At 43.7% G+C, this 25,743-nt stretch carries 22 protein-coding genes; 13 read left to right on the top strand and 9 right to left on the bottom strand.

Features of this window, described 5'->3' with window-relative positions; genetic code table 11:
* Window positions 1–239: 239 nt before the first annotated feature.
* Together A6D97_RS01955 and A6D97_RS01950 are read right to left on the bottom strand one after the other, a co-directional pair.
* On the bottom strand, window positions 240–1,073 hold the full coding sequence (locus tag A6D97_RS01955; RefSeq protein WP_065583710.1) for a RecX family transcriptional regulator: 834 nt from the start codon (window positions 1,071–1,073) through the stop codon (window positions 240–242).
* A 384-nt stretch (window positions 1,074–1,457) separates the two neighbouring features.
* Window positions 1,458–3,062 (bottom strand): mechanosensitive ion channel family protein, encoded by a 1,605-nt coding sequence (locus tag A6D97_RS01950; RefSeq protein WP_065583709.1) that lies wholly within the window; start codon window positions 3,060–3,062, stop codon window positions 1,458–1,460.
* Window positions 3,063–3,313: 251 nt separating this feature from the next.
* On the opposite strand from A6D97_RS01950, the gene A6D97_RS01945 reads away from it, so the two are divergent.
* From A6D97_RS01945 to A6D97_RS01930, 4 genes are all read left to right on the top strand, one after another.
* Entirely contained in the window at window positions 3,314–3,562 is a 249-nt protein-coding gene (locus A6D97_RS01945; RefSeq protein WP_017062732.1) for a hypothetical protein, read from the top strand.
* Window positions 3,563–4,483: 921 nt separating this feature from the next.
* Window positions 4,484–6,547 (top strand): protein-disulfide reductase DsbD domain-containing protein, encoded by a 2,064-nt coding sequence (locus A6D97_RS01940; protein ID WP_065583735.1) that lies wholly within the window; start codon window positions 4,484–4,486, stop codon window positions 6,545–6,547.
* A 3-nt stretch (window positions 6,548–6,550) separates the two neighbouring features.
* Window positions 6,551–7,120 (top strand): protein disulfide oxidoreductase, encoded by a 570-nt coding sequence (locus tag A6D97_RS01935; RefSeq protein WP_065583708.1) that lies wholly within the window; start codon window positions 6,551–6,553, stop codon window positions 7,118–7,120.
* Between the two features lie 127 nt (window positions 7,121–7,247).
* Window positions 7,248–7,967, top strand: coding sequence for a DsbA family protein (locus A6D97_RS01930; RefSeq protein WP_065583707.1), 720 nt, complete (start codon window positions 7,248–7,250; stop codon window positions 7,965–7,967).
* 314 nt (window positions 7,968–8,281) lie between these two features.
* On the opposite strand, the gene A6D97_RS01925 is transcribed toward A6D97_RS01930, so the two are convergent.
* Entirely contained in the window at window positions 8,282–9,298 is a 1,017-nt protein-coding gene (locus A6D97_RS01925; protein ID WP_050632901.1) for a succinylglutamate desuccinylase/aspartoacylase family protein, read from the bottom strand.
* Window positions 9,299–9,673: 375 nt separating this feature from the next.
* Here A6D97_RS01925 and A6D97_RS01920 point away from each other — a divergent pair, with 375 nt between their 5' ends.
* The 3 genes from A6D97_RS01920 (at window position 9,674) to A6D97_RS01910 (ending at window position 12,379) form a co-directional block, all read left to right on the top strand.
* Window positions 9,674–10,648, top strand: a complete 975-nt coding sequence (locus A6D97_RS01920) for a porin (RefSeq protein WP_017064330.1) — start codon at window positions 9,674–9,676, stop codon at window positions 10,646–10,648.
* A gap of 154 nt (window positions 10,649–10,802) precedes the next feature.
* Window positions 10,803–11,693 (top strand): DMT family transporter, encoded by an 891-nt coding sequence (locus A6D97_RS01915; RefSeq protein ID WP_065583706.1) that lies wholly within the window; start codon window positions 10,803–10,805, stop codon window positions 11,691–11,693.
* A gap of 68 nt (window positions 11,694–11,761) precedes the next feature.
* A complete protein-coding gene (locus A6D97_RS01910; RefSeq protein ID WP_017062739.1) occupies window positions 11,762–12,379 on the top strand; it encodes a glutaredoxin in 618 nt (205 codons plus the stop codon).
* 153 nt (window positions 12,380–12,532) lie between these two features.
* Here the strand turns inward: A6D97_RS01910 and A6D97_RS22280 are convergent, their stop codons facing one another.
* The 3 genes from A6D97_RS22280 to A6D97_RS01900 all read right to left on the bottom strand — a co-directional run bounded on the left by A6D97_RS22280 (window position 12,533) and on the right by A6D97_RS01900 (window position 14,609).
* On the bottom strand, window positions 12,533–12,667 hold the full coding sequence (locus A6D97_RS22280; protein WP_010431176.1) for a hypothetical protein: 135 nt from the start codon (window positions 12,665–12,667) through the stop codon (window positions 12,533–12,535).
* A 285-nt stretch (window positions 12,668–12,952) separates the two neighbouring features.
* Window positions 12,953–13,303: a hypothetical protein gene (locus A6D97_RS01905; protein WP_017057980.1), complete on the bottom strand. Its 351-nt coding sequence runs from the start codon at window positions 13,301–13,303 to the stop codon at window positions 12,953–12,955.
* 100 nt (window positions 13,304–13,403) lie between these two features.
* Entirely contained in the window at window positions 13,404–14,609 is a 1,206-nt protein-coding gene (locus tag A6D97_RS01900) for a multidrug effflux MFS transporter (protein WP_017071617.1), read from the bottom strand.
* A 108-nt stretch (window positions 14,610–14,717) separates the two neighbouring features.
* Here A6D97_RS01900 and A6D97_RS01895 point away from each other — a divergent pair, with 108 nt between their 5' ends.
* Window positions 14,718–15,614: a LysR family transcriptional regulator gene (locus A6D97_RS01895; RefSeq protein WP_017062741.1), complete on the top strand. Its 897-nt coding sequence runs from the start codon at window positions 14,718–14,720 to the stop codon at window positions 15,612–15,614.
* A 142-nt stretch (window positions 15,615–15,756) separates the two neighbouring features.
* Complete coding sequence (locus A6D97_RS01890) at window positions 15,757–17,601, top strand: bifunctional diguanylate cyclase/phosphodiesterase (protein ID WP_065583705.1); 1,845 nt, start codon at window positions 15,757–15,759, stop codon at window positions 17,599–17,601.
* A gap of 106 nt (window positions 17,602–17,707) precedes the next feature.
* On the opposite strand, the gene A6D97_RS01885 is transcribed toward A6D97_RS01890, so the two are convergent.
* The 3 genes from A6D97_RS01885 to A6D97_RS01875 all read right to left on the bottom strand — a co-directional run bounded on the left by A6D97_RS01885 (window position 17,708) and on the right by A6D97_RS01875 (window position 20,372).
* Window positions 17,708–19,018: a peptidoglycan DD-metalloendopeptidase family protein gene (locus tag A6D97_RS01885; protein WP_029235206.1), complete on the bottom strand. Its 1,311-nt coding sequence runs from the start codon at window positions 19,016–19,018 to the stop codon at window positions 17,708–17,710.
* Between the two features lie 276 nt (window positions 19,019–19,294).
* The gene (locus A6D97_RS01880; RefSeq protein ID WP_009845720.1) at window positions 19,295–19,594 is read right to left on the bottom strand and encodes an isoamylase early set domain-containing protein; all 300 of its coding nucleotides are present in this window, start codon (window positions 19,592–19,594) and stop codon (window positions 19,295–19,297) included.
* Between the two features lie 124 nt (window positions 19,595–19,718).
* Window positions 19,719–20,372 (bottom strand): hypothetical protein, encoded by a 654-nt coding sequence (locus A6D97_RS01875; RefSeq protein WP_017062744.1) that lies wholly within the window; start codon window positions 20,370–20,372, stop codon window positions 19,719–19,721.
* 32 nt (window positions 20,373–20,404) lie between these two features.
* On the opposite strand from A6D97_RS01875, the gene A6D97_RS01870 reads away from it, so the two are divergent.
* The 4 genes from A6D97_RS01870 (at window position 20,405) to A6D97_RS01855 (ending at window position 25,643) form a co-directional block, all read left to right on the top strand.
* Window positions 20,405–20,887 carry a GFA family protein gene (locus A6D97_RS01870; protein WP_170791798.1) on the top strand — a complete coding sequence of 161 codons (483 nt, stop codon included), beginning with the start codon at window positions 20,405–20,407 and terminating at the stop codon, window positions 20,885–20,887.
* Between the two features lie 175 nt (window positions 20,888–21,062).
* Complete coding sequence (locus A6D97_RS01865) at window positions 21,063–21,737, top strand: YoaK family protein (protein WP_017062746.1); 675 nt, start codon at window positions 21,063–21,065, stop codon at window positions 21,735–21,737.
* A gap of 228 nt (window positions 21,738–21,965) precedes the next feature.
* Window positions 21,966–23,336 (top strand): YjiH family protein, encoded by a 1,371-nt coding sequence (locus tag A6D97_RS01860; protein ID WP_065583704.1) that lies wholly within the window; start codon window positions 21,966–21,968, stop codon window positions 23,334–23,336.
* 435 nt (window positions 23,337–23,771) lie between these two features.
* The gene (locus A6D97_RS01855) at window positions 23,772–25,643 is read left to right on the top strand and encodes a methyl-accepting chemotaxis protein (protein WP_017062748.1); all 1,872 of its coding nucleotides are present in this window, start codon (window positions 23,772–23,774) and stop codon (window positions 25,641–25,643) included.
* Window positions 25,644–25,743: the final 100 nt, after the last annotated feature.

Below are 25,743 nucleotides of genomic sequence, written 5' to 3'. Positions count from 1 at the left end.
AAACTATAATGCTCAGGTTGGTGAAACCTACGCCATGATTAAAGCGTTGAATAAAGCGTTGAATAAAGCGTTGAATAAGCTCACAGGGTTAGGTATGCCTAAAACGATAGAAATAGCCTAATAATCACCCATACTGGCCGTTTCTATCTGAGATCCAATTAGGAAACAAAGCCTCGTTTATGTCCAATAGTTACTTAGGACAAACCAACATACTACAATAGGAAATTTTTCCGGCTTAGTTATTCGTTATCTTCACTCAATGCAAATTTGATCTCGTCAGAAGAGAACCCCTTTCGACTTAGCATCGCGTAAGCCTTAGAGCGTTCTTTATGATCGTTTAGGTCATAAGGCTTCTTCTGCAACTGTTCTAAACACGAAGAATAGAAATCTAGCTGCTCTTCATTAATCAATCGGTCGATGAGCGATGACAGTTCACTTGTGTCGATTTGTCGTTGTCTAAGTTCTTGCTGAATGGCAGTCAGTCCCTTGCCTTTACGAGCGTACTTGAGCACCTCTTTTTCCAAGTCGGCTTTCTCGGCCTTAATTTGAATGTTACTTTTCAGTTGATGCGCTTGTGGGTGCTGGTCAATCGCTACCTTAACTTGTTGATAGCTAAAGCCACGCTTTTGCAGGGTCGCGACAAGCTTTTCACGGCTCATGGTAAAACTTGTATAGTAATGGTTGATGCGGTCTATCAGGATGGTCTGTTCATCAATAGACTTTTCGAAAGACACCTTATGGATTGCATCAGAAATCACTGAATCGGTCAGGCCTTTCTTCTTCAATTTTTCGACAATATATCGAGAACCGAATTCACCAGAAAAAGCTTGTTCCACGAATTGTTCAGCAAACACTTGGTCAGACTTGAGATACCCGAAGCCTTTCAGTGTCCCTAGAGTTTCATCGATCCATTCTTGATTGTCGGTTTTCACTTTGAGCTTCGCAACCAACTCGCTTTCCGTCATATCTCGCTGAGTTAAATGCCACATCGCAGAGTTCATGACGCTTTCGATTCGGGTCGCTTTTCTTACAGGTGTATTTCTAGTATTCGTTTTTTTCTGTGAATCATCCATTCGATTTCAACTGTCCAAACTAAGCCTACCCCATCATAACGTAATTCTAAGGCGGTTGAGTGACATAAAAGAATGAAGCTCAATATAATACCAATCGTAGTAAATAACTGTTCACCCTAGCTGGTTAAAACGCTCGATAACTGCGTTAGAACTTTTGATTGTAGAATAACTACTTATTAAAAAGTTCTGCCTTATTCTCAAGCCTTTTTTCTGCGCTATTTCTGATCACTTACTTACTGTGATTGGTATAAACTGGCAGCCAATAAAAATGGACGCTTATTCAGCGTCCATTTGATATCACATTAAGAATGATGGCTCTAAGCCATGCTTAGCTTTTTTCGTAATAGCTCTTTTCGAAATCGCTTCGCGCACTAGCTCATTCGCTTAACTCTCTTCGTGATTGTAAATATGTACATCTCGTTGAGGGAATGGAATCGTGATGCCTTCTTCATCGAAGCGTTTCTTCACGGTTTCCGTTACATCCCAGTACACATCCCAATAGTCATCAGTCTTAACCCAAGGTCGAACTACGAAATCAACAGAAGACGTATTCAAGGTATGAAGCTTGATCATATGCTCTGGTTTTTTCAACACTAGAGGGTGTGCAAGAATGATGTCGTTCAATACCGCTTTCGCTTTATCGATATCATCTGAATAACCAATACCGAAAACCATATCAACACGTCTTACACGTTCTGCCGTGATGTTGTTGATCACGTCACCCCAAATCTTGTTGTTTGGGATCACCAAGCGTTGGTTATCAATGGTTTGAACAGTCGTCGATACTAAGCTCATGTCTTTTACCGTGCCTTGCACGCCTGCCACTTTAACCATGTCACCGACGTCATAAGGACGGTAGATCAAGATCATCAAACCCGATGCAAAGTTAGATAGTGTGTCTTGCAATGCGAAACCAATGATGACACCGGCTACACCGAAACCAGTAAGAAGAGGTGCTAGCTCTATCCCTATTTGAGACAGTGCGATAAGCAAACCAATAAACACGACCGCTTTAGATGCGATGGATACAAAGAAGTCCTGCATCAATACACTGAAGTCCATTTTAGAGTGCGAAACACTCTTACGAACGGTTTTGCGAGCCACGTTAGCAATAAGGCGAGTTACATACAAAATACCGAGAAACAGAGCAAGTTTAACGATAAAAGAAGGGGTATTTTCAAAAGCCCATGAACTGAACGAACGAAGCCAACCATCCAACAGCTCCAGTGCAACATCAACATCCAACACATCGGCGTTAATGTCACCTGTCGTCGCTAGCAAAACACGTTTGTACGAAGTCACATCCACGCCAAACGGTTCCATTAGCGTGATGGTTTCTTCTAAGCTCGCGACCATAACGCTAGTTCGCTCACTGAAGCGTTCAAGCTCAGTTTTAATCGTCGCTTTCTCTTCTTCACTTACATAAGATAACCGGCGTTCTAAATCTTGACGTTGTGTATCCGTGTATAGAATTGCATTAGTAAGATATTGAGAACGAGAAACAAGTGCCGTTTTGAGCTCACCTTCAGGAACAGCAACATCAACACCACGCTCTTTCGACCAATTTAAGGTCTTAGCAAGCTGCTGATAATAGACATCCATCATTCCGATTCGTTTTTGAATACGCAATTCAAGGCGTTTTTTAGCGTCACCTTCAGCTGAACGGTTTTCTTTACTCATTGAAACGATTTTAGTTTCATTCAACGACAGCAATTTTTGTAGCAGTTCGACCTGCTGAGCAAGAGTGACATCCAGCCCCTCTTTTTTATCTGACGATAGCTGTGAAAAAATCTCTTCGCGTAGGCCCTGATTCTTACGCCTTAAGATATCTTCAAGAAAGGGCTTCTCAGCATCATGCGCCGTTTCTAATGTTGCTAGATCGAGCATTAACTGATCTTGTACTTCTGCGATTTTCTCAACGCTCTGCGCATAACTTCCAAATGCGACAAACGCCAACATTAACAATAGACAACGCCAAACCTTCATCATATTACTTCCTATCACTGTCTAAATTGACCCTATAAATAGTAGTAAAAAGAATATGGATAACAAGCATTTAAACGTATGTTATGTTAAAAATTCGCAAATTATCAGCCTGCTTCTAATATTTGAGAGTTCCAATCCCCTCTTATGACCTGTAGAGTACGCATCCAACAAAGAACAACAGCCAATATCTTCATTCGAGCACAGCACTAAAGCGCCCTAAATACGATGTTGGCTCACAGCAAGAGAGCATAAAAATGAACAACGAACTTGATATTATTGAGTCTCTAGAAGAACTAGAGCAATTCCTAATTTCAGTGGAAGCTGGCGGTTTAGGCCTTGAAGGCGTTGAAGGTGTAGGCATGGCAACCAATAATTCAGATGGTCGTCACTTCGTTGCTGTATTCAATAGCAGCCATAAAGTTCTGCTTGCTCGCTGGATCACCAAAGAGGTGTTTGATAACGGTAAAGACTTGGTACGTAACGGCCCTCGCCGCACTCACTAAGCCTTTCCAATAGCACCAATGATTAAAGCCCAACACGTTCACTGACGATCTGTTGGGCTTTTTTGTATCGCCTGTCCCGTCCTGATAGTTAATAAACCACTCAATACAGAATAATTAGCGATAACTTTCAGTTGTTGTGAACTTTAGCTACAGCTCAATGTCGTATTCGCGTGAATTGGTGTTTATGCGTCTTTTATCGTGTATCTGCCGTTTCCCGCATTTATACATAGTTTCACTTTAACCATTTTATGACTTGTGGCACGAAGAGAACTTATCTAAGCTAACCACAATTCAATGAGCTTGCTTTAACGACTAACAGATTTGATTACTGACTAATTTGCTGAACACATCGCTACTTTTCTTATCCACACAGAACCGCCGACAAAAGCATTCGCTTTGGGCGCTCTTCCTTACCGGACTGGTTATCGTAACTTGTCTGGCGAGCACTCTGGCCGTCAAGAAAGTATCGTTATCTGCATCCGCTAATGGCCAATCAGTCCTAGTTGGCACACAAACTCATACAGAAACCAGTAATCCCCAAACCAACATCGCTTCTTCAGAAAAAATGGCTGCTCTATACGCCAGCGTTTTCGGCTTAGAAGCCTCAAAAATGTTAACGTCCCCCAATTCAAATTCATGCAGCCTAAGTTCGAAAATGCTGACCTTTGCCGCCCCAAAAACCGGCTGGCTGATCCCATTCGTACTTATTATTGCTGTTGCGTTTAACTTACCTCCTCACATCTCGAGATTATCTAGAGACAATCATCGCTCTACTCGACCGACAAAACACCGATTGCATCTAAAGCACTGTATATTTAGAGAGTAAATAACCGGGCTACTACACCCTTTTATTTATTTTTTGGAGATACATTTTTGTACAACACACTACTAACTAAGTTTGTCGATTCATTGGCATTCTCTATGCGTACATGCGCGAAAACCTTAGTCACTGCCCTTTTGGTTATGACGTCATTTACCGCCTTGGCACAGACAACGGGCTGGCTTAGTGTGCCTGAGCATCCGCCTGTTAAAATGCGAATGATGTCGACGGGTGAACAGTCGGATGACGGCTCTAAGATCCAAACCGTGCTCGATGTCGTGCTCGACGGCGACTGGAAAACCTATTGGCGCAGCCCAGGCGAAGGTGGCATTCCGCCAAGCTGGGACTGGTCTGGTTCAACAAACATTGAGTCAGTAGAGTGGCACTGGCCGATACCTAAATACTATGAACAACTTGACGTGATGACGTTAGGTTACAAAAAGCACGTAAGCTTTCCTGTCACTTTATCCCTGAAAGACAACACGAAGCCTGCGATATTCAGGGCATCGTTTACCTTTCCGTCGTGTACCAATATCTGTGTGTTAACCGATTACGATATCGAACTGCCGATTGACCCACAAACTTTAGCGCTCGATGAAGAAGCGATGTTCTTGTTCAACCAAGGCATGAGCCAATCTCCACGAGAAGCTAATCGCACTTCAGTCAATGGTCTATTTTGGGACAAGAGCAAGCAGCAACTGGTTACTCAGCTGACAAGTAAAAATGGCTGGGATAAGCCGATGGTGTTGATTGACGGGCAAGAAGTGATTGATGACTTCTTCTCTCAACCAAGCGTCCACATCACAGACAATACAATGACGGCCGTATTTGATGTGAGCAACTGGATAGGTGAAGTCGACTTAACGGACCGTAACGTGAGTGTCACCGTTTCAGACACTAATTTCGCCGAAGAGATGACGGCCAAAGTTGGCTCAGAACCGATCGCTTACCAAACAAGCAACAACGGCTTTTTGGCGATGATAGGCTTCGCTTTAATTGGTGGTTTGATCCTCAACATCATGCCATGTGTGTTGCCAGTCTTAGGAATGAAATTAAACAGCATCATTCAAAACCAAGGTGCATCTAATCGTCATATTCGACTCTCATTCTTAGCTTCTGCTTCAGGTGTCATTACATCATTTGCGCTGTTAGCCCTAGGTATGACCGCTCTAAAAATGGGTGGTAATGCAATTGGCTGGGGAATCCAGTTCCAAAATGTTTGGTTCATCGGGTTCATGCTGATCATCACTTTGCTGTTTTCGATTAACCTGCTTGGGTTATTCGAATTCAGACTACCATCAGGTTTAAACACCTGGATGGCAACCAAAGGCGATGACTCACATTCAGGCCACTTTGTTCAAGGCATGTTTGCAACGCTGTTAGCAACGCCGTGTAGCGCGCCATTCCTTGGCACTGCGGTTGCTTATGCACTTGGAGCAAGCTACCAAGAGTTATGGGCTATCTTCATCGCGCTTGGTATCGGTATGAGTGCGCCTTGGTTGATCTTTGCGCTATTCCCAAGCCTAACCAAATTGCTTCCAAAACCTGGGGCGTGGATGTTCAAAGTTAAACTGGTGTTTGGCTTAATGATGTTCATTACCAGCCTATGGCTAACAAGCCTCCTTAGCCCATTCATTGGTAAATTCCCAACTATCCTGCTGTCGCTATTTATCGTGATTTCAGTATTGATTTGGATTGGCCGTAAGTTGGGTCGCAAGGTGCTTATTCCTATCGTCGCAACCACAACCTTGGTGTTTGGTGCTGCATTGATCGTCGGTAGTGTCACCGCTGATAACTGGGCGACTCCGATTGTTGACGATCTCGCTTGGCAAAAGCTGGATGCGAAGCAAATCCCTCAGCTCGTTGATGAAGGCAAAACGGTGTTTGTTGATGTGACTGCTGATTGGTGTATCACTTGTAAAGCCAACAAGATCGGCGTCATCCTTCAAGACCCTGTCTACAGTCACCTACAGCAAGAAGACATTGTTTTGATGAAAGGTGATTGGACAACACCAAGTGAAAGTGTCACTCAATACTTACAAAGTAATGGGCGATTTGGTGTGCCATTTAATATCGTCTACGGCCCGAGCTATAAAAGCGGTATTCCACTGCCTGTCATTCTCAACAGTGACACTGTCGTTCAAGCCATCGACGCTGCGAGATAACTGATGAAGACTCCCAACAATGAAGATAAATCTAGCACGATTGAAGACGACGCTGTAAAGGGTGAGGCCAAAAAGCCAAGTCGTCTTAAGAAGTGGGGAAAGGAACTGGTTTCAATGATATTGATCGTTGGCGTGGTTTCATTTGCCATGGACTTTTATCACAGCAGAAGCATGCCTCAGGGCGATGCGATTCCAATTGTGGGTCAATCGCTCCAAGGCGAAGATATTGATGTTATCGAGCTAAGCAAAAATGGTAAGCCAGTCATTGTCTATTTTTGGGCGACTTGGTGTGGTGCCTGCAAATTTGTAAGCCCGACGGTTAATAGCTTCAGTGATTCCAATCAGGTGGTTTCGGTCGCTCTATCGTCTGGTCCAGACGAACGTGTCCAGCGCTACTTAGAGGCGAAAGAGTATGACTTCCCTGTGATCAATGATCTCTCTGGATCGATCAGCAGAAGTTGGGGAGTCAATGTCACGCCAAGTATTGTCATCATCAAAGATGGAAAGATTAGCAGTATCGCAACCGGCGTTACATCCCCTATCGGCCTGTGGTTAAGAACCTACTTTGCCTAAATCGCTCACAAAGAAAAACAGAGCAAAGCTAAGTGAATAAACCGACTCAGCCAGTTTAACAAACAATATTAATGTAAGCGCAACCTAATAAGCGCTCACGATTATCACGAATTTGAGAAAAGACAATATGAAAAAGCATCTGATAAGCGCACTGATTATAGGCTCATTAATGAGTACTAATGCCTTCGCAGAATTAAACAAAGAACAAACTCAACAACTTGAAGAAATTAATCAATTCCTGAAGGAAAATCCATCGACGATCTCTGGATTGCATACCAGTTTAGAGCAGTACGTAGCAGGTCAAGAGCAAACGAAAAAAGCCCAAGCGGAAAGCCATGATTGGTTATACAACAATGACGCCCACCCAATCACGGGCAATCCGGATGGCAAATCGGTCATCATTAACTTTACCGACTATAACTGCCCTTACTGTAAGCGCTTGGAAAAAGGCTTGGTTCAATTAGCCTCTGAAAACAGCGACATTAAAGTGATCAACGTGTACTTATCGTTTAAGCAGCAACAGGTTTCGGGGCTAGACACCAACGCGGCGCTATACGCGATGAAAGTATGGAAAGATAACCCAGAAGCATTCCCTGAAGTTGATAGATTGCTGATGGCGAAAAGCGGTATTCACTCGAAAAGCTCACTAGAAGCCGTTGCCAAGAAGACGGGAACAGAGGCGGAACTAAAAACAACTCAAGAACAAAACCAGGTTCTAACCACTAACCATCAAACGTTCAGTGCACTCGGCTTAACGGGCACTCCAACCATGATGATGAACGGAAATGTTTTACCAGGGTATGTGCCTTACGACCGACTTAAAGATATCGTGGATGACGCTTTTTAGTCGAGTGTAGATAGAGATAAAGACTCGAAAGAGAAGTGAATAAAAAGCCGACCTGCGTAACTCACAGTCGGCTTTTGATGAGCTTAAGGTAATGTTTTCAATATTATTTTTGAAACAGAAAAGCAGTCGAAGTGTCACTATCTTGCAATGGATTCTTAATCTAGCCTCGCTACTCTAAAAGCAGTTCTCTCGATGAGTCCAAGACGTGCTTACTCTAGACAACTGTCCTTTGACCGAGCCTAGCTCGGTCTTTTTTTACGTGTTTTAGATAACAACACAGTGCATTAACACGGAAACGTCAAACCGACTGAGCCTTAACTTAGCAAACGACAAACAAGCGCACCCGGCTCCCTTAACGCATCCACGTTATAGCTAAGGACACGTCCGGCAGACGGCGCGTGATAACGGCGACACTCATTACCAAAAGCGTCATATTGAATAGCCAACAGATCATCTTGTTCTACGCTCTGCAGAAGCTCAACCTGCGGCAATACGAAACCACCAATATCAGCGCGGATAGAAACCACATCATTACCCTCTATCCAATCCATACTCGGCAGCTGCATTTTCTCGGGATGATTTATTTCAACCTCGAACATTTCATAATAAGACAGCATGTTAAAAACACCGTCTACCGCTCGTTGAATCATGTCAGGCTGAGTAAATTTCCCCATCCCAACTTCCACCGTGATGCTCGGAATTCCACTTCGATTCCAAACCGTTTCCAAAATACCTGGGTCACCAGGGTCATTCAGAACACAATCGGGCTGCATCAGCCTCGCCATCTCCAAACATTGTTCTATGCGGTAATCAGCAAACACATAAAGTGGATAAACTGCGCCACGAGTTTGAGTGTGGAGGTCAACGGCGAAGGTGGCATTATGCTTAAGCAAACGCTCCCACAAAGACGCAACAAAGCGCTCCGCAGCCAAGCCATTCGCGTCACCCGGAAAGAGTCGATTAAGATTAGCAGGGCAAGAACCCGGATCCGAAGAGATGAAATCACGGCTATGGTTCAGCAAGCCAGACAAATTCACAGTAGGCACAATCGTTACCGTACCTTTGAGCGTTTTACCGACTAAGTCCCTGATAATTTGCTGTGCAGCCAACACTCCGTTTAGCTCATCACCGTGAATACCGGCGGTGATCATCAACTTAGGACCTTCTTGACTGCCTTTGAAAACAGAAACCGGCATGTTCTTAGGTTGCCCTAGCCCATCACTGGTGACTTGAAACCAAAACTGGTGCTCTCCAACGGGTAGGTCTTCAACATTCAAGGAGCCAATAACCTGCCTACCTTGTAAAACATCGCCTAAGTACTCTGTTTTCATCCAACGTCTCCATATTGTTGAGCAGAATCTATTCTCTTCTAAGTTTTTGCATCATAGAGGATATCCTTACCAGTACAAGCAGTTAATCAGATTAACAAGCTCTCAGCGCAGCCAAAATTCACCACCATCGACATACGTGATTGCAAGGTAAAACTTGCTAATGTGACCTTTGAAATACACGCAACTTGTATAACTATTCACAAACCACTCAGTCTATTGAAATGAAAGTGCAATAAAATCAACACTTAAAAAGTTCCCTATTCACGAAAATGTAATTTTATAGAAATGAAAGCTTAATTTAGCTGCTCTAAATTAGCTTCATATCGAAACGGAGAGCACATTGCTCACGGATTTTAAAATACAAGGTAAGTGATTATGAAAAAGGCAGTTCTAGCTTCTGCAGTGGTAGCAGCACTAGTTTCAGGTTCTTCTCTAGCAGCAACAGTTTACAGCTCTGATGGTACAGAACTTAAAATTGGCGGTCGTGCGGAGGCTCGTTTCAACGTATCTGACAACAACGAAAGCGCATCTGACAGTTCTTTCAAAGACAAGTCACGAGCTCGTGTGAATATTTCAGGTAAATCTGAACTTTCTGATGGTTTATATGGATTCGGTAAGTATGAAGCAGAGTTCACTAGCGCATCAACAACAGAGTTCGAAGACGGAAGTGGCAATACTGTAAAAATTGAAAATGAATCTCTTACCAATCGCTACTACTACGCAGGTTTAGGAACCAAATTCGGTGAGTTCTCATACGGTAAGCAAGATTCTTCACAGGTAATGCTGACTGACATTACAGATACAATGGCAACATTTGGTGCAGATGCTGCTGATGCCGTTGATGGCAACAAAGATAAACGTGAGAATAACTTCCTTTACTCTGGTGAGTTTGACGCGTTGACAGTGCAAGCGAACTATATCGCCGCAAATGAAAAAGATGCCGATAGCTTTGGCCTCGCTGCTATGTACAACCTAGGTGCTTTTGACCTTGGTGCGGGTTATGTTTCTCAAAAAAATGGTAACTTCGATGACGATCAAATCAACCTTGTAGCTCAATTTTCTATGGATGCGTTTACGGTTGGTGGTCTATACACAATGGCTTCAGTTGCAGATAAAGATTACACAGGCTACGAGCTTTCAGCTATCTTCAAAGCAACTAAACAGCTATCACTAATTGGCGTATACAACTACGGCGAGTTCGATAAAGCGGCTGACGAAGAAGCAAATAACTTTGCTATTGAAGCGGTGTACAAGTTTAACGGCCACATTCGCACATATGCTGGTTACAAGTTTGAACAGCGAGACAATAAAGATGACCAACTACAAGCGGGCATCCGTTACGACTTCTAATCTAAATCGACTTTAGATACAGACTAAAAGGTTGGGCAATAGCTCAACCTTTTTTCATATTCAAATATTCTGACTGACTTCATCAATGCTTTTTCTGGTTAAGTGGTGCTAAATCCGTATCATAGGTGTACCACATCAAATAATTAGAAGCATCATGTCACAACACCATCCGATCCAAGGCGCTAGCTGGATGCTAACCGCAGGTTTAGCCTTTGCTTTGATCAACAGCCTAACTCAAATTGCTAGCATTCATTTCGGACTGACTTCTACCACCGTTGCCGTCATTCAGTATTCAATCGCATTGTTCGCCATCCTTCCTTACCTAAAAACATTGGGCATTCGCCGCGCGCTAAAAACCGACAACCTCAAGTTGCATGTATTCCGTGTGTTTTTATCAGTGATTGGTATTCAACTTTGGATATGGGCGCTGGCTTACCCAGTTCCTATTTGGCAAGGCATTGCCCTTCTCATGACGTCGCCACTGTTTGCAACCATAGGTTCAGGGCTTTTCCTCAAAGAGAAAGTTGGAGCTGCTCGCTGGGGCGCGACCTTAGCAGGTTTCGTGGGTGCGATGGTGATTCTAGAGCCATGGGCTGAAGACTTTAACTGGGCAACGCTATTACCAGTCGGTGCCGCATTCTTCTGGGCATGCTACTCACTGATGGTGAAAAAGCTCTCTTCGCAAGACAGCCCTTCAACCATGGTGGTGTACCTGCTGCTATTAATCACACCATTTAACATCCTGCTTGCCGCGCCAGATTGGCAGACGCCAAGCGGCGGTACAATTTGGGCTATCTTGATTGTTATCGGTGTTATGACGGCACTCGCTCAATGGGCGATAGTAAAAGCCTACTCGGTCGCTGATGCTTCGTTTGTGCAACCTTTTGACCACGCCAAATTACCGCTAAATGTTTTAGCAGGTTGGATTGTATTTAGTTGGGTTCCACCGGGTCGTTTATGGCTAGGGGCTGCTATTATTATTGCGTCAGTTGCATTTATAACGCACTGGGAAACCAAAAAACCTTCGAAAGTGAAGAAAGTTTAAGGTTGGTGAAATAAATAGTTCGACTGTCCGTTCTATATGGATAAGAGAATTCAAACGAGGCCGTAACCATGAAGAAACCAGTCAAGATTACACTATACCGTTGGGCAGGCAGCTGGGGTCCATTTAAAGTTAATATCCCATGTGGGGAATGTACCCTTACCAAAGACATTCTGAAGGATACTTTTGAGAATGAATTGGCCGATGTCGATGTCGAATTGGAAGTGAAAGATTGGTTGTCTCACTGGTGGGAGCCGCTAAAACTTGGCTCTTGGCACGCCCCAATCCTTGTTGTTGAAGGCAAGGTTGTCAGCCAAGGTGAAGCGCTGAATCGCGGTGTGTTAATCCAATCGGTGATCAAAGAGTGGACCAAACGAGACAGCCTAAAAGGCAACATCGTTTATGGTAAGGCGACCTGCCCATTCTGTGTTAAAGCGAAGAAAATGCTGGATGAAGCGGGTGTTGAATACCAATACCACGATGTCGTAAAAGACAGCGCCGCTTTGTACCGTATGATTCCAGAGGTAAAAGCACACATTGGTGAGAAAACACCGGTCACCGTCCCGCAGATCTGGCTTGATGGTAAGTACATCGGTGGTGCCGATAACTTAGAAGCGTGGATGAAAGAGAATGGCTTAGATAGCATCCCTAATAATGTGGTCGACTTATCCAATCAATCTGCTGGCTGAGTTCATTAAAAGCCATTAGTCAGAAGCTTAATTGGTATTTTTTGTGTCCATCCACAACAAAACAAAGCGATAACTTTCACCAATCGCTAAAACGAAAAAGGCCTTAAACTTCATCGAGTTTAAGGCCTTTTAAAATTCCGTTTTTGAAAATGCTTATTTAGCCATTTTCTTCATCATTCGCTTAAAGAACGATGGTTTCTTTGGCTTTGAAGTGCCGTACAATGCTTCGTGCATCATGTTTTTTGCTGCCATTTGACCAAGGTATGCGTGGCCTAGTTCGTAATTCATGCTTATCTCCGCACATAATCAACTTTCTTTAGCGCGGATTCTACACTTAAAACGCCCAAAAACAAGATCTAAATCACACTTTAATGCAATATTAAGCATTCACTTGCAATTAGCCTAATTTTGTCTCTGTGCTAATCAGCATTGTTTTTGTATATCAATGAGTTAACCTAAATTCTGGTTTGAGCTTAATGCTCCATTCCTAATAACAACCCAAGACATTGATTTAGACACTGATAAAAAAAGCAGCTCAATAGAGCTGCTTTCTAAAATGCTTTACTGAGAAACCTAGCTGCGCTTTGGCTGTCTGTAAGTTTTACCGGCAATTTGGTATGTGTCTTTTTGCTTCAATTCAAACATCGTTTCAAAGAACCAAGCTGCAAATTTGATTAAGTCATCGCCTTCATTCATAACATGTTCGATGTACTCTTGCTCTTCGCCTTGTTCATTTTCTTGAAGCGTCACGTGGTAAATACGCTTTTCGCCTTCCACTTCAGCAAGTGCAAATTGACCAGTCAGTGATGCAGCAGCCTCAGCGACTTCTGTATCCTCATTGGATTTCAATAGCTCAAGCGCTTGAGGCAGGCCATCTAGTGCGCAGATAGCTTTTACCAGTACTTCAAATTCATTTTGCTGCATTTTGTTTTTACCTATTCAATGGACCGAAGCATTGTAGAAAACCATCAGCACAAATACAACGTATTAACGATGGTGCGTTAAACGATAGTGAATTTAGTGTTTAGCTATATTCCACTTCAACAGTATCGCCTTTGTTGTTCATTTTGGTTGAAGACCAAAGCACTCCGCCCATGGCTGCGCCAATAATGAGGTAGAACACGCCTAACTGTAGATGAGTCGTGACCCAACTCTCTACTAGATACCCACCCAATAAACCCGCTAAACACATCTGAATAGAGCCCGACAATGCCGATACTGCGCCCGCTTGCTTCTTATGAGGTTCTAATAACATGCTGATTGATAATGGGAACGAAATGCCTTGTGCTATCGCCAACCAAGTAAACGCCCAAACCAAGTTAAAGATGGATAACTCATGAGTAAGAAGCCAAGTTCCCGAAGCCAAAATAATCAAAATCGCAAGGCTCATCAATTGCGGAGTGCTAAACCTACGATTGAGCAAGTTCAAAGCAACGCTACCGATCAGTAAGCCTGCCGAAGGGACAATCATCAATGAACCATACTCAGCGGCGGTCAGCCCCAATTGCTCTTGCATTAAGAATGGGAATAAAGATAACGATACCAAACTCGCCATATAACTCATCCAGTTATAACTGGCGCTGCTTATCACTTGGCGATTCGTTAACAAGCGTCCGTAGTTCTTTACCACTTGGCTGACTTCAAAACGGCTCTTCCCATATGGCAGAGTTTCATGCAACACGAAGTAACCCAGTGTGAATATCGCCAGTAAATACAATAGAACGAACAGGAACACAGCCTGCCAACCAAGGTGGAATGAAATCCAGCCACCAAATACAGGCGCGATGATCGGCATAATCGACGCGGTGATCGAGATATAAGACAACGCTTTGGTAAGCTGTGAACCATCATAGCTGTCACGAAGCACACTTCGCCCAAGAACCGAGGCACTGCCCGCCCCTAAACCTTGCAGCAAGCGACCAACTTCTAGCGCCGTCATATTGTCAGAAAACACAACACAAACGACTGTACCAATCAAATAAACACCCTGACCTAACAAGAAGATAGGTCTTCTTCCCACCGCATCGGACATCGGTCCGTAAAATAGCTGAGACAAGCCAAAACCCACCAGAAACAGCGTGACGAGAAGCTGTACATCTACTTGAGTAGCACTTAAATCAGAAGCAATTAACGGTAATGCTGGCAAGTAGATGCTCACACCCACCTGCCCCGTAGCAATAATCATCATTGCTAAGAGTAACGGTGTTTTTTTAAAGGTCGATTGGCTCAAAAAATTCCCTATTCGTTTGATATTTGTTCATTAGACGAGTTTACATTCAAAACCAATAATTGATAATTAGCTAAATTGGAATTTTATTAAGTCCCAACAGGAAATAATATGGATTGGATTCTTAACGTAAAAAGCTACGTCAGAGTAGTCGAAGAAGGCAGCTTCAATGGTGCTGCTCGAAAGCTGAACACCACCAGCTCGGCGATCAGTAAAAGAGTGAACTGGTTAGAAGAGCGCATCGGCACCCAACTGTTAAAGCGTACCACGCGATCAATTAGCCAAACCGAAGCAGGTGCGCTCTTTTACCTGCGAGCCAAGGATCAGCTCGACAATTGGCAGTCCATTATTGATGAGACTCGCTCGGTTAACCAAACCCCAGCAGGCCTATTAAAGATTGGCGCTACGATTGCGGTTGGCTCTAAGTTTCTGGTGCAATACATGGACGACTTCTTAGAAAAATACCCAGACATTAAGGTGCAGCTGATCACGACCACGCCAGGCCAATTACCTGAACTGGGCTTAGATCTGGTGATCAGTCGTGAACTGGAACAGCTCAACTCCTTAAGCTTCAAGAAAACACCGCTGTTTGAACACAAAGCCAGCTTCTATGCAGCGCCAAGCTATTTAGCTAAACATGGTTACCCCGCCAACGAGCAGGACTTAGAACAACACAACTCTTTGATTTGGGGAGAGCGCCCTACCCGAGAAGTCACACTCACCAAAGGGCAACGCATCACCCTCAATGGTAACTTTGCGACCACCAATCCAGAGGCTTTGTTTCATGCTGCGAAGCGAGGAATGGGCGTACTGTTAACCATCAAAGCGATGATCAAAGAGGATCTAAAGCAAGGGACATTAGTTCCAGTATTGCCAAATATTACCGCCGACGAAGTGATGGTTTACGCATACTACCCTAAGCTTGATTACTCGCACACGCGAACCAAGCTCTTTTTGGACCATCTGAAAGACAGGCTAGACAAAGAGCGTAGCACGCAAGCTCTGTGAAATAAGTCACATTTTAATTTGAAAAGTTATACAACACGGCCAATAATAAACTTGACGCATATAGATTATACAAGTTCGCACATATACAAGATAATACGTATACCGCTTACACAGTGAATCTGGTTAACTAGGGGTGGTGGCTATGACTCAACATACGCACAATAGCATGATAGACACAGAGCGCATTGGCCGTTTGCTGAAATTGGAAGGTATCGACCTTTTAGAGTCAGCTGTGCTTACTTTACATCAGACCTTTGATACTCAATACACTAGCATCATTGAGAAGAAGTACTTCCCTGACCAAACCGTTCCTTTGGTGATCGCCCATTCTGATCATGTATTACATGACAAAATCAATGCGCGCCATGGTCACATCTACCAACAAGCCGTCAATCAAAGACACCCAGATTGCTCATTTGCTCAGTACATCGTCCAGTCATTGCCAACATCGGCATTTAGGCAGGAAATCACCTCACAAAACTCCATCGCGATCCCGACTCGAACTCAAAGTGGCGAAGTGATGGGCGTGCTGTTTTCAACGTTCACCTCGCCTCTTAGCCCTGATCAGCAACAAGACGTGGTAAAGCACCATCAATTGTTCGCCGACATCATCATCCACACCTTGCGTGAAATGTGGTTTAACGATCGTTCCGAACAACTTGTAAATCAGCTTAGTTATGAGGTGTCACACGACAGCCTAACCGGGTTACTCAACCGAAGCTGTTTATCAGATACCTTAGAGTCGATTACTCAACAGAGCGTCACTCCGTTTACATTGGCTTTACTCGATATCAATAGCTTCAAAGCCATTAATGACATGCACGGCAATTATATTGGCGATAAAGTACTTCAATTTGTCGCAGAAACCTTGCGGAGAACCTTACCCGAAAGCAACCTGACTTTCCGGACTGCTGGCAACGAGTTCGCCTTCATCACCTACCATTCTGATCCGATAGCCGTGTGCGAACAAATACTGGCCAAAATTAAGCAGGGCTACAGTAGCGTTGATATCAAGATAGATTTCGACGTCAGCATCGGTATTGCCAGTTCGGATGGAGACAACAAAGACGTTGAGCAAATCATCTTCAATACCAGCTTGGCGCTTAAAGAGTGTAAACACAGCCAAGATACTCATATTCAATGTTATGACACTCACTTAAGAGTTCGTTACCAAAGAAAAACCGAGCTAGTCGCAGCGCTACGAAGTGAGCTGGAAAACCCAATTTCACAAAGCTATATCCCCGACAGCAATGGAATGTACGTAGTGGTACAGCCGATTGTGGGTCAAGGTGAAACGCAATGGGAATATTTCGAGGTACTGACTCGCTGGAAAACCGCCAGACATGGAGACATCTCACCCGTAGAGTTTATTCAAGTGGCAGAAGAGTCAGGGCTGATTGTCGAATTAGGTGAACGCATTATTGAATTGGTGTGCCGCGCTAAAACCACACTAGAGCAAGGCTTGGGCTACAAGGTTAAACTTGGAATCAACTGCTCTGCGCACGAGCTTACTGATTCGAAACGTTATATATCCTACCTGACTCGAACCATTGAACAGCACCATTTTAAGGCGAATGAGTTTGTTATCGAGTTAACCGAAACCGTTCTGTTATCGCCAACACAAGAGACAAAATCCGCGCTTAACTTTCTGAGAGGACAAGGCTTCACGATTGCACTCGACGACTTTGGTACAGGCTACTCCAGTTTGAACTACATCCACAGCTACCCTATCGATTGCATTAAAATTGATGCGACCTTTATTCGAGACTTGTTAACTAGTTCGACCTCAGAGAGCGTAGTATGGCTGATTGTTCAACTGGCCCATAGACTCGATGTATCTTTGGTTGCGGAAGGTGTTGAGAAGCGTGAGCAATTAGAAAAGCTGCACGCGATGGGATGTGACAAGATCCAAGGTTACCTCTACTCACCTCCAATGCGACCTGAAGCTATCGTTAGCTATGTCGCGCACTCAGAGCCTTTAGTTTAAACCCTTACCGAACCTTCTATTGAGAACTAAAAAGCCGCAAGAGCATCACTTAACACTGACTGTGCTTTGTGATGCTCTTGCGGCTTTAAAACAGTTTAATGGCTAGCTACTTACTAGCATTATTAACCATTGCTAGATTGCGCGTTTCTAACGCTGCCTTCAATAGCTTGTCGGCTTCATCTCTTGCTGCTACAAACGTCGCTTTTTCCTTTTTAGGCACAGAATCTGCCATCGGGATATTTGCTGTCATTGCATTCACAGGACGACCACGTTCAATCAGTTCGTAGTGCAAGTGTGCACCTGTCACTCGGCCAGTTTTGCCAGACAAACCAATACGCTGTCCACGAGATACCGTTTGTCCTTTACGAACGAGGATCTTACTCAAATGTAGATAACGCGTTTTGTAAGTGCTGCCGTGCTGAATGACCACGTAGTTACCCGCATATGGGTGCTTACGCGTCATAATCACTTTGCCATCACCCGTTGCTTGAACCGGCGTACCAACTGGCGTCGCGAAATCTGTACCGTTGTGCGGTGAAATGCGGCCAGTCACAGGGTGTAAGCGCTTAGGGTTAAACTGAGAACTTTGGCGCCAGCTACTGCTCACTGGGTAACGTTGGAAAGCACGTTGTAAGCTATCGCCATTAGCATCGTAATATTGTCCGTCAGTGTGTAAGTATGCTGACACAACGCGGTTACGATTCATGATCTTAATTGCTTCAATTTCACGTTTTCCGGTTGCAACACCATCAACATATTGCGCTTTTTGAAGCACTTCAAACTGATCGCCAGCACGTAGGTCTCGGCTAAAGTTCAGCTTATCTTTAAGAAGAGTCACAATATGGTCAATCTCAAGACTGCTCAGGCCAACCTTGTTCGCCGACATTGAGAAGCTGCCATGAATATCACCCACTAAAGGTTTTTGCTTCCATTCACCAGGAATAGAGATGTCTTCGAATTCGTAGCTGCCGTCATCAAGCAGTCGGTAAACCACTTTGTCCGCGACGCTAAATTGAAGTTCCATTTTAGAAAGGTCGCCGGTCGCTTCATCACGCCAAAAGCGTAATGTATTACCCGGACGAAGCGTATCTAAAGCAAGGAAGTTCAAATCAGTTTCCATCACGCTCATCATCGATTTGTAAGAAAATCCAAGCTGAGTGAAGATGCTACTCAAGTTATCGCCAGATTGAATTTGATACTCAAATGTCGGCGGCTCAATAACGGTAACAGAAGATGGTGACAGAATTGACTCAATAACGGTTGAGTCGGGCAAATCAAGATCGATCGTTTTCGTCAGATCCGATTGTGACGATTGCAAAGCAACACCAATCGCAGCAATAAGTGGCAGTCCCAAAATAGCTACTTTTTTTACAGGTGAAAGCTCAGCAAACGGAGAGGGAAATATTTTTGAATACACGGTAAACAGGTCTTTCTACGATATAAAGGCATAGGATATGCTTTTCAAACGCATAAATCATCAATGCATTGTCATAATATGATGTGAATCTTCCCAACTTAGCCTAAGTCATTGAGTTGCCGTAGATGAAGAGCCACTAGATAAGAAATAAAATTAACCGCTAAATTTAAAAATAAAAAAGCAGAAACGGCTAGTTTCTGCTTTCTATTGGTTGACGTTATTCCGTTTCGAATAATTAATAAACGAAGCGAATTAGTCGCTGGTTTTAAGAAAAGATTATGCGTTTACCGTCGACACTAGGCAGTTGTCTTCACCAAATTCATTTGGGATGTAACGATCGGCATTCGCATCGTTCACCCATTGTTGGTCATCAACTAGGTAGCGGAATTGAAACTCGCCATCTTTAGGTAGACGAGTTTTAAACTTGTATACCTTCCCTTTGGCCAGTTTTTTCATTGGGGTGGCTTTCCAATCAAGAAAGTCAGCAACGATGGATACAGAGTTCGCTTCCTGAGCTTCTAGCTCGAAGGTCACTTCAACTTCATCTTTCGTCTTAAAAAAACGTTTATTAATCATTCGCAAGCTCCATTTGTAAAAATAAGCGGACACAAAGCTAAGTGTGTCTAAATTTCATTCATCTAACTAAGATAATATGTAATTTGACTCACATAAACAACAGATCCTTACATTCACGCAAACGTTATTGCTTACCAATTGATTGCGTATCAAAAGAAAAACTCATTAACACCTTTTCAGAAGGGGGTTCTGCAAATGATTGTTCCGCAGAATGCTGAGTAAAGCCGATAAAACCTTCCCCAGTAAGTTTATTCTGTGATTGCGAATCTGGCAGCTGAGCGACCTCCAATGTCTGAATTTGTATACGGTCACCCAGTAAAAGTTGGTCGACTAACACCACGCGGCTTCGTTGCTGGTCATGTTTAAACAGGCCTAGATAATAGAACACACCGCTGCCTTGGTTAGATATCCACATCGGCGCGACAAAGAAACTCGCCTTGCCCAGCGTGGCGGCTGAAAGATTATTGGTGTCTACCGTTACCACACCGCGCTCAACACCTGAGTCATAGCGTCCAAACGCGATGGCTCTAGGCTCATCAACTTCATTGATAAAAGCGTAGGCGTTAGTCTCAGGAACTTTAATTGTCCATGGATTGGTCGTCTTCAAATCAAAAACGGTTTCTACGACTGGGTCATAACTCACTTGAGAAGAAGGAAACTTCGCCAAGATCTCTTCATCACTTAAGCTAAAGCGATAAATACCCGCTACTATCACCACAACCAGCATGACAATTGGAATCAGTAGAATCAGAGGGATAGGTAAGATTTTCTTTTTCATGGGCAATTATATTCTTTTGTTTTCATCCAGTTGTGCAGACCATAAAGGGCTTTAGTATAATTATCAATACAGGGTTAACCAGAAGTGGAGCATGGATGGATATCAATCATATTAAAGATAGAAATATCAGAAGTTGCGAATGCCGCTGTGGAGCAGTCAACCTAGTATGCCGAGGTGAACCTCAACGTACATCTGTCTGCCATTGCTATGAGTGTCAGAAACGCACCGGAAGTGTGTTCGGCATTCAGGCTCGGTTCCCAATAGAACAAGTTACACTCAGCGGTGAAGTGACCTCTTTTTCACGCATCAGCGATACGGGTAATGAAGTCACCTATCAGTTTTGTCCCAAGTGTGGCACCACCATGCTTTTGCAGTCGGTTGCCGCCGCTGATTTTTATATCGTCCCGCTCGGATTATTTAAAGAGCAAGACTTCCCACTGCCGAGCTTTTCGGTTTATGAAGAACGCAAACACGGTTGGGTTAAGTTCGACCACCAAATGAGCCATTACAACTAGTTCGTCATTGAGCGTTATCTTTATCTCGTTATTGACCGTTATCTTTATATAGCAACAGTATTAAAACAAACTGCAATACTGTTGCCTAAGATCAAATATCACCGCTTCACAGCGCTAGCGTATCTTTTGTCTAGCGTTATAATCTTGCTCCTCTATTTAACCCAGGGTGAACCACATGATTTCTAAGTTACCTCGCTGGGTTGAATACGGCGCCCTTTTGTTAGCTGGTCTTGCTGGCAGTGTTAATGCTATCGGCTTACTTGGCTTCCAACATCAAGCTATCTCCCATATCTCCGGCACCATGTCTTTGCTAGGCAGTAGCCTGCTTACACCGACCTCGGCTTCTGTTCACCTCCTATTGGTGATCATGAGCTTCATGTTAGGTGCGGCGTTCAGCGGGTTCTTTATTGAAAACCAAGCATTGAAGTTAGGACGCCGTTACGGTGTTGCACTATGTATTGAGGGTGGATTGCTGTTTTTGGCGCTGTGGACACTGTTGCAAGGCTATACTTCAGGTCAGTATTTCGCTTCAGCCGCGTGTGGTTTGCAGAACGCGATGATCACCACTTACAGCGGGGCAATCATTCGAACAACACACATGAGCGGGATCATTACCGATCTTGGGATCATGATTGGCGCTCGCTTAAAGGGGATGCCTTTTGACCGCCGTAAAGCCAAACTGCTAATTTTCATTGTGGTTGGCTTCCTGTTTGGCGGCTTAATTGGCGCTTGTCTGTTCCAACGCTTCGAAATCTTGGCATTGGCTTTCCCTGCCTCTTTTGCTTTCATTATTGCGTTTAGCTACTGGTTATACTTGACCTATCGAACTGAAACCCCAGTCAATTTATAAATATCTGGCAATATAACCTCAAACTACGTAACATCCGCAACACTTTATTCTAAACTCTTAATACGTTGCAGAATAACCAGTATGAATATTTAGCGATATTTGATGAATAGTATTGCAAGCGATATTAATACTGGGTAATCTTGCACCCAATGAGAAAATACGGACGTTTAGTGAATAAAAATGCCAAGGATGTGGCTTTTTTACGTGTAGAAATTCGAGAACAATAACATGTCTAACAACAAGAATACTGCTCAAACAGAGAAATCTAAAGGCAGTTTCTGGGTTTTCTTAATCCCATCATTGATTGGTTTATTCCTTTTCATGACGCCAATCAGCTATCAAGGTGATCTAACCATCCCTGTAGCTATCTTAGCCAAATCAATTCAAGCGGTTTTCGGTGAATATCTAGTCCCTATCATCACTGCGATCGTTGCTTTCATGTCTGTAGCTTCAGTTTTAAGCACCATTTTTAAGCCTACATTCATTACATCAAATTCATTTTTAAACGGCCTTTTCAACCCATCTCCACTGTGGTTGCTGGTTCGTTTAATTGGTGGTGCTGCAGCCGTTATGGCTTTCTTCCAAGTTGGCCCTGAGGTTATTTGGGAAGAAAATACTGGTGGTCTGGTTCTAGAAGGCCTGCTTCCGACACTGTTCTCAGTATTCATCTTTGCTGGTTTGCTACTTCCGCTTCTACTTAACTTTGGTCTACTAGAGCTGTTTGGCACGCTACTAAGTAAAATCATGCGTCCAATCTTCAACCTACCAGGCCGCAGTGCTATTGACTGTATGGCTTCTTGGTTGGGTGACGGCAGTGTTGGTATCCTGCTTACAAGCAAACAGTACGAGAAGAAATTCTACACTCAGCGTGAAGCTGCGGTTGTTGGTACGACTTTCTCAGCAGTATCTATCACATTCAGTCTTGTGGTTATTGCTCAGGTAGAACTAGAGCACCTGTTCCTACCTTTCTACGCAGCAATCTGTTTAGCGGGTATTGTGGCAGCGGTGATCATCCCTCGCCTTCCACCACTAAGCATGAAGAAAGATACTTTCATTGATGGCAGCAAGCCGCACAAAGACGCTGACGCGATCCCAGCAGGTCACTCAACGTTCTCTTGGGGTCTTGAGCTAGCGGTAAATAAAGCATCTCAAGTAAAGTCGGCTAAATCTGTATTTGGCGAAGGCGTTCGTAACGCCGTAGATATGGTATTTGGCGTACTGCCTGTTGTTATGGGTTTAGGTACAATGGCACTGGTTATTGCGGAATACACGTCTGTGTTCTCAATCCTAGGTCAGCCTTTCATTCCATTCCTAGAGCTACTTGGTGTTCCTGAAGCGGTTGCAGCATCTGAAACGATTGTTGTTGGTTTTGCGGACATGTTTATCCCAGCAATCCTTGCGGCTTCTATCGACAACGAGATGACTCGCTTTGTTATTGCAGCAATGTCGGTAACTCAGCTGATCTACATGTCTGAGGTGGGCGCTCTACTTCTAGGCAGTAAGATTCCAGTGAACATCTTAGAACTGTTTATTATCTTTATTCTACGTACGTTAATTACGCTTCCAGTTATCGCTGGTGTAGCGCATCTAATATTCTAAATTAGATACTACTTATGTAACTCAATAAAGATTCAGTTTATAAAGCCTCACTTTTGTGGGGCTTTTTATTTGCGAAAATATATACACAGTATTATTTGGAGTTCAATTAATTTATAAGCTCTGCATGTCATTTGATTTCATATCATTTGTTCACCCCGCCTCTTTTTAATAGAAAACTGAACGCATAACTATCAAATTAATACATTCTTAATTCCTCCTTAAACTCCGTCTAGCCCCATTCCCCAACTCATTGAACCAAATACTAAAAGCAACAAATATGCGCTTTAGTGAATTTTGCATTGTTTAGGTTGTTGTATTTTTGTAGTCTATTTTGTGAAATTACATTCAAGTAAAATCCAATCTAGTCGATATATATAATTACAAAAACACGATTAACTTTAGTCTTCGCAAAGCCTGTGAGAAGGGGAAAACTCAATGAAATTTAGCCATAAGGTGGTTGCTGCATCATCAGCCTTGCTGCTAGTGACAGTATCATTGCTTTCAATACAACAACTTTACACTGTAAGAAGTGCAGTAGAAAACCACGTCAATGCGAGCCTGAAAGAGATGGTCTCGGGCGTGAAAAATACCGTCGTATCGGAGATGAACGCCAAGAAAGCGTTGGCTCAATCGACGACTGAAGTCATCGAGATCAACCCTGAAGATCGCGCTTACGTTAAAGAAATCTTAGAAAAGCCAAAGCTTAAAAACAGCTTCCTAGCGGTTGGTTTTGGTTATGAAGCAAACGGTTTCGTTATTGAAAATGATGATGGTTGGGATGCCGGTCCAGACTACGACCCACGAATTCGTCCTTGGTACATTGATGCTAAATCCAAAAACAGTTTAGTTGTTACCGCTCCTTATGTGGATGCATCAAGTAAGAAAGTCATCATATCAGTAGGTACTCCAGTTAAAGACAACGGCCGCTTTACTGCGGGTATGTTCTACGACCTAGAATTGACGAACCTTGCTACCTTGGTCAACCAAGTGAACTTGTTTGATGCGGGTTACCTGTTCCTAGTAACAGCCGACGGCACCACGATTGCTCACCCAAATGCGAAAAACAACGGTGAAACGCTATCAAGCTACATGCCACAAGCGACTATTCGTGAAGGCTCTCAAGAAATTGAAGTCGACGGCAAAATGTTCCTAGTTAATTTCACCCACATCCCTAGTGAAGATTGGTATATAGGTGCAATCCTCGATGAAGAGATCGCGTTCCAAACCGTTGAAGAATTGAAGAACAGCTCAATGATCTACTCGTTGATTGCAGTTATTCTCAGCATCATTGCACTGACTGTTCTGATTCGTGTGTTAATGCGTCCACTGGATGCGCTTAACCAAGCCATTCAAGATGTGGCGAGCGGTCAAGGTGATTTAACTAAGCGCCTAGATACCAACACAGACCAAGAGTTCTCTGACCTAGCGAAAGGTTTCAACACCTTTACTGAAAACCTGCAAAATCAGATCATTCAATCGAAAGCGATTGGTGTTGAAATTAAGCGTGGTACTGAAATCACGGTTAAAGGTGCAGGCGAATCAGCGAAAGCGATGAATACCCAACTGGAAGAGCTTGAACAGTTAGCGACTGCAATGAACGAGATGGCGGTTACTGCAACTGAAGTTGCAAACAATGCTCAAGGCGCAGCAGCGGCAGCCCGTGAAGCAGACGAAGCAACGCTAGACGGCACATCTGTCGTAAGTGACACCACTCAAGCGATTGATAACCTTTCAGCACGTATCGACCAAGCGGTTGCCGAAGTACAAGTACTTGAATCAGCAACAGCCAACATCGAAACAATTCTAAAAGTAATCAACGATATTGCAGACCAAACCAACCTACTGGCATTGAATGCGGCTATTGAAGCGGCGCGTGCTGGTGAATCAGGCCGTGGTTTCGCAGTCGTTGCCGATGAAGTTCGTACTCTGGCACAACGTACTCAAGAATCAACTACGGAAATCCGCAACATGATCGAGCAGCTCCAAGCGGGTGCAAGCTCAGTATCGAACGCGATGAACCAAAGTAAAGACACAGCCACTGACGCCGTTGAACGCGCTCAGCAAGCGAACTCTTCACTTGACCGTATCCGTGACGCGATTCAACGCATCTCAGATATGAACATCCAGATTGCTTCAGCGGCAGAAGAGCAGAGCTTAGTAGCGGAAGAGATCAATAACAACACTGTTAAGATCAAAGACCTTTCAACACAAGTATCAACAGCGGCCCAAGAAGCGAATACCGCAATGCAGCAGCAAACTGACAATGTTCGCCAACAAGACGAGCTATTGAATAAGTTTACGGTTTAACCAAGGTTTGGCTCAGTTGCCGTTTGGCTGAGTCGCCATTTGGTTTAGTTACCGAGCAATAGCTTAAAATAAAAAGCCCCGATTACTGATTGCCAGTAAG

The organism is Vibrio sp. ZF57 (assembly GCF_001691235.1).
GTDB lineage: Bacteria > Pseudomonadota > Gammaproteobacteria > Enterobacterales > Vibrionaceae > Vibrio > Vibrio crassostreae_C.
This window is presented reverse-complemented; position numbering and strand designations above follow the sequence as displayed.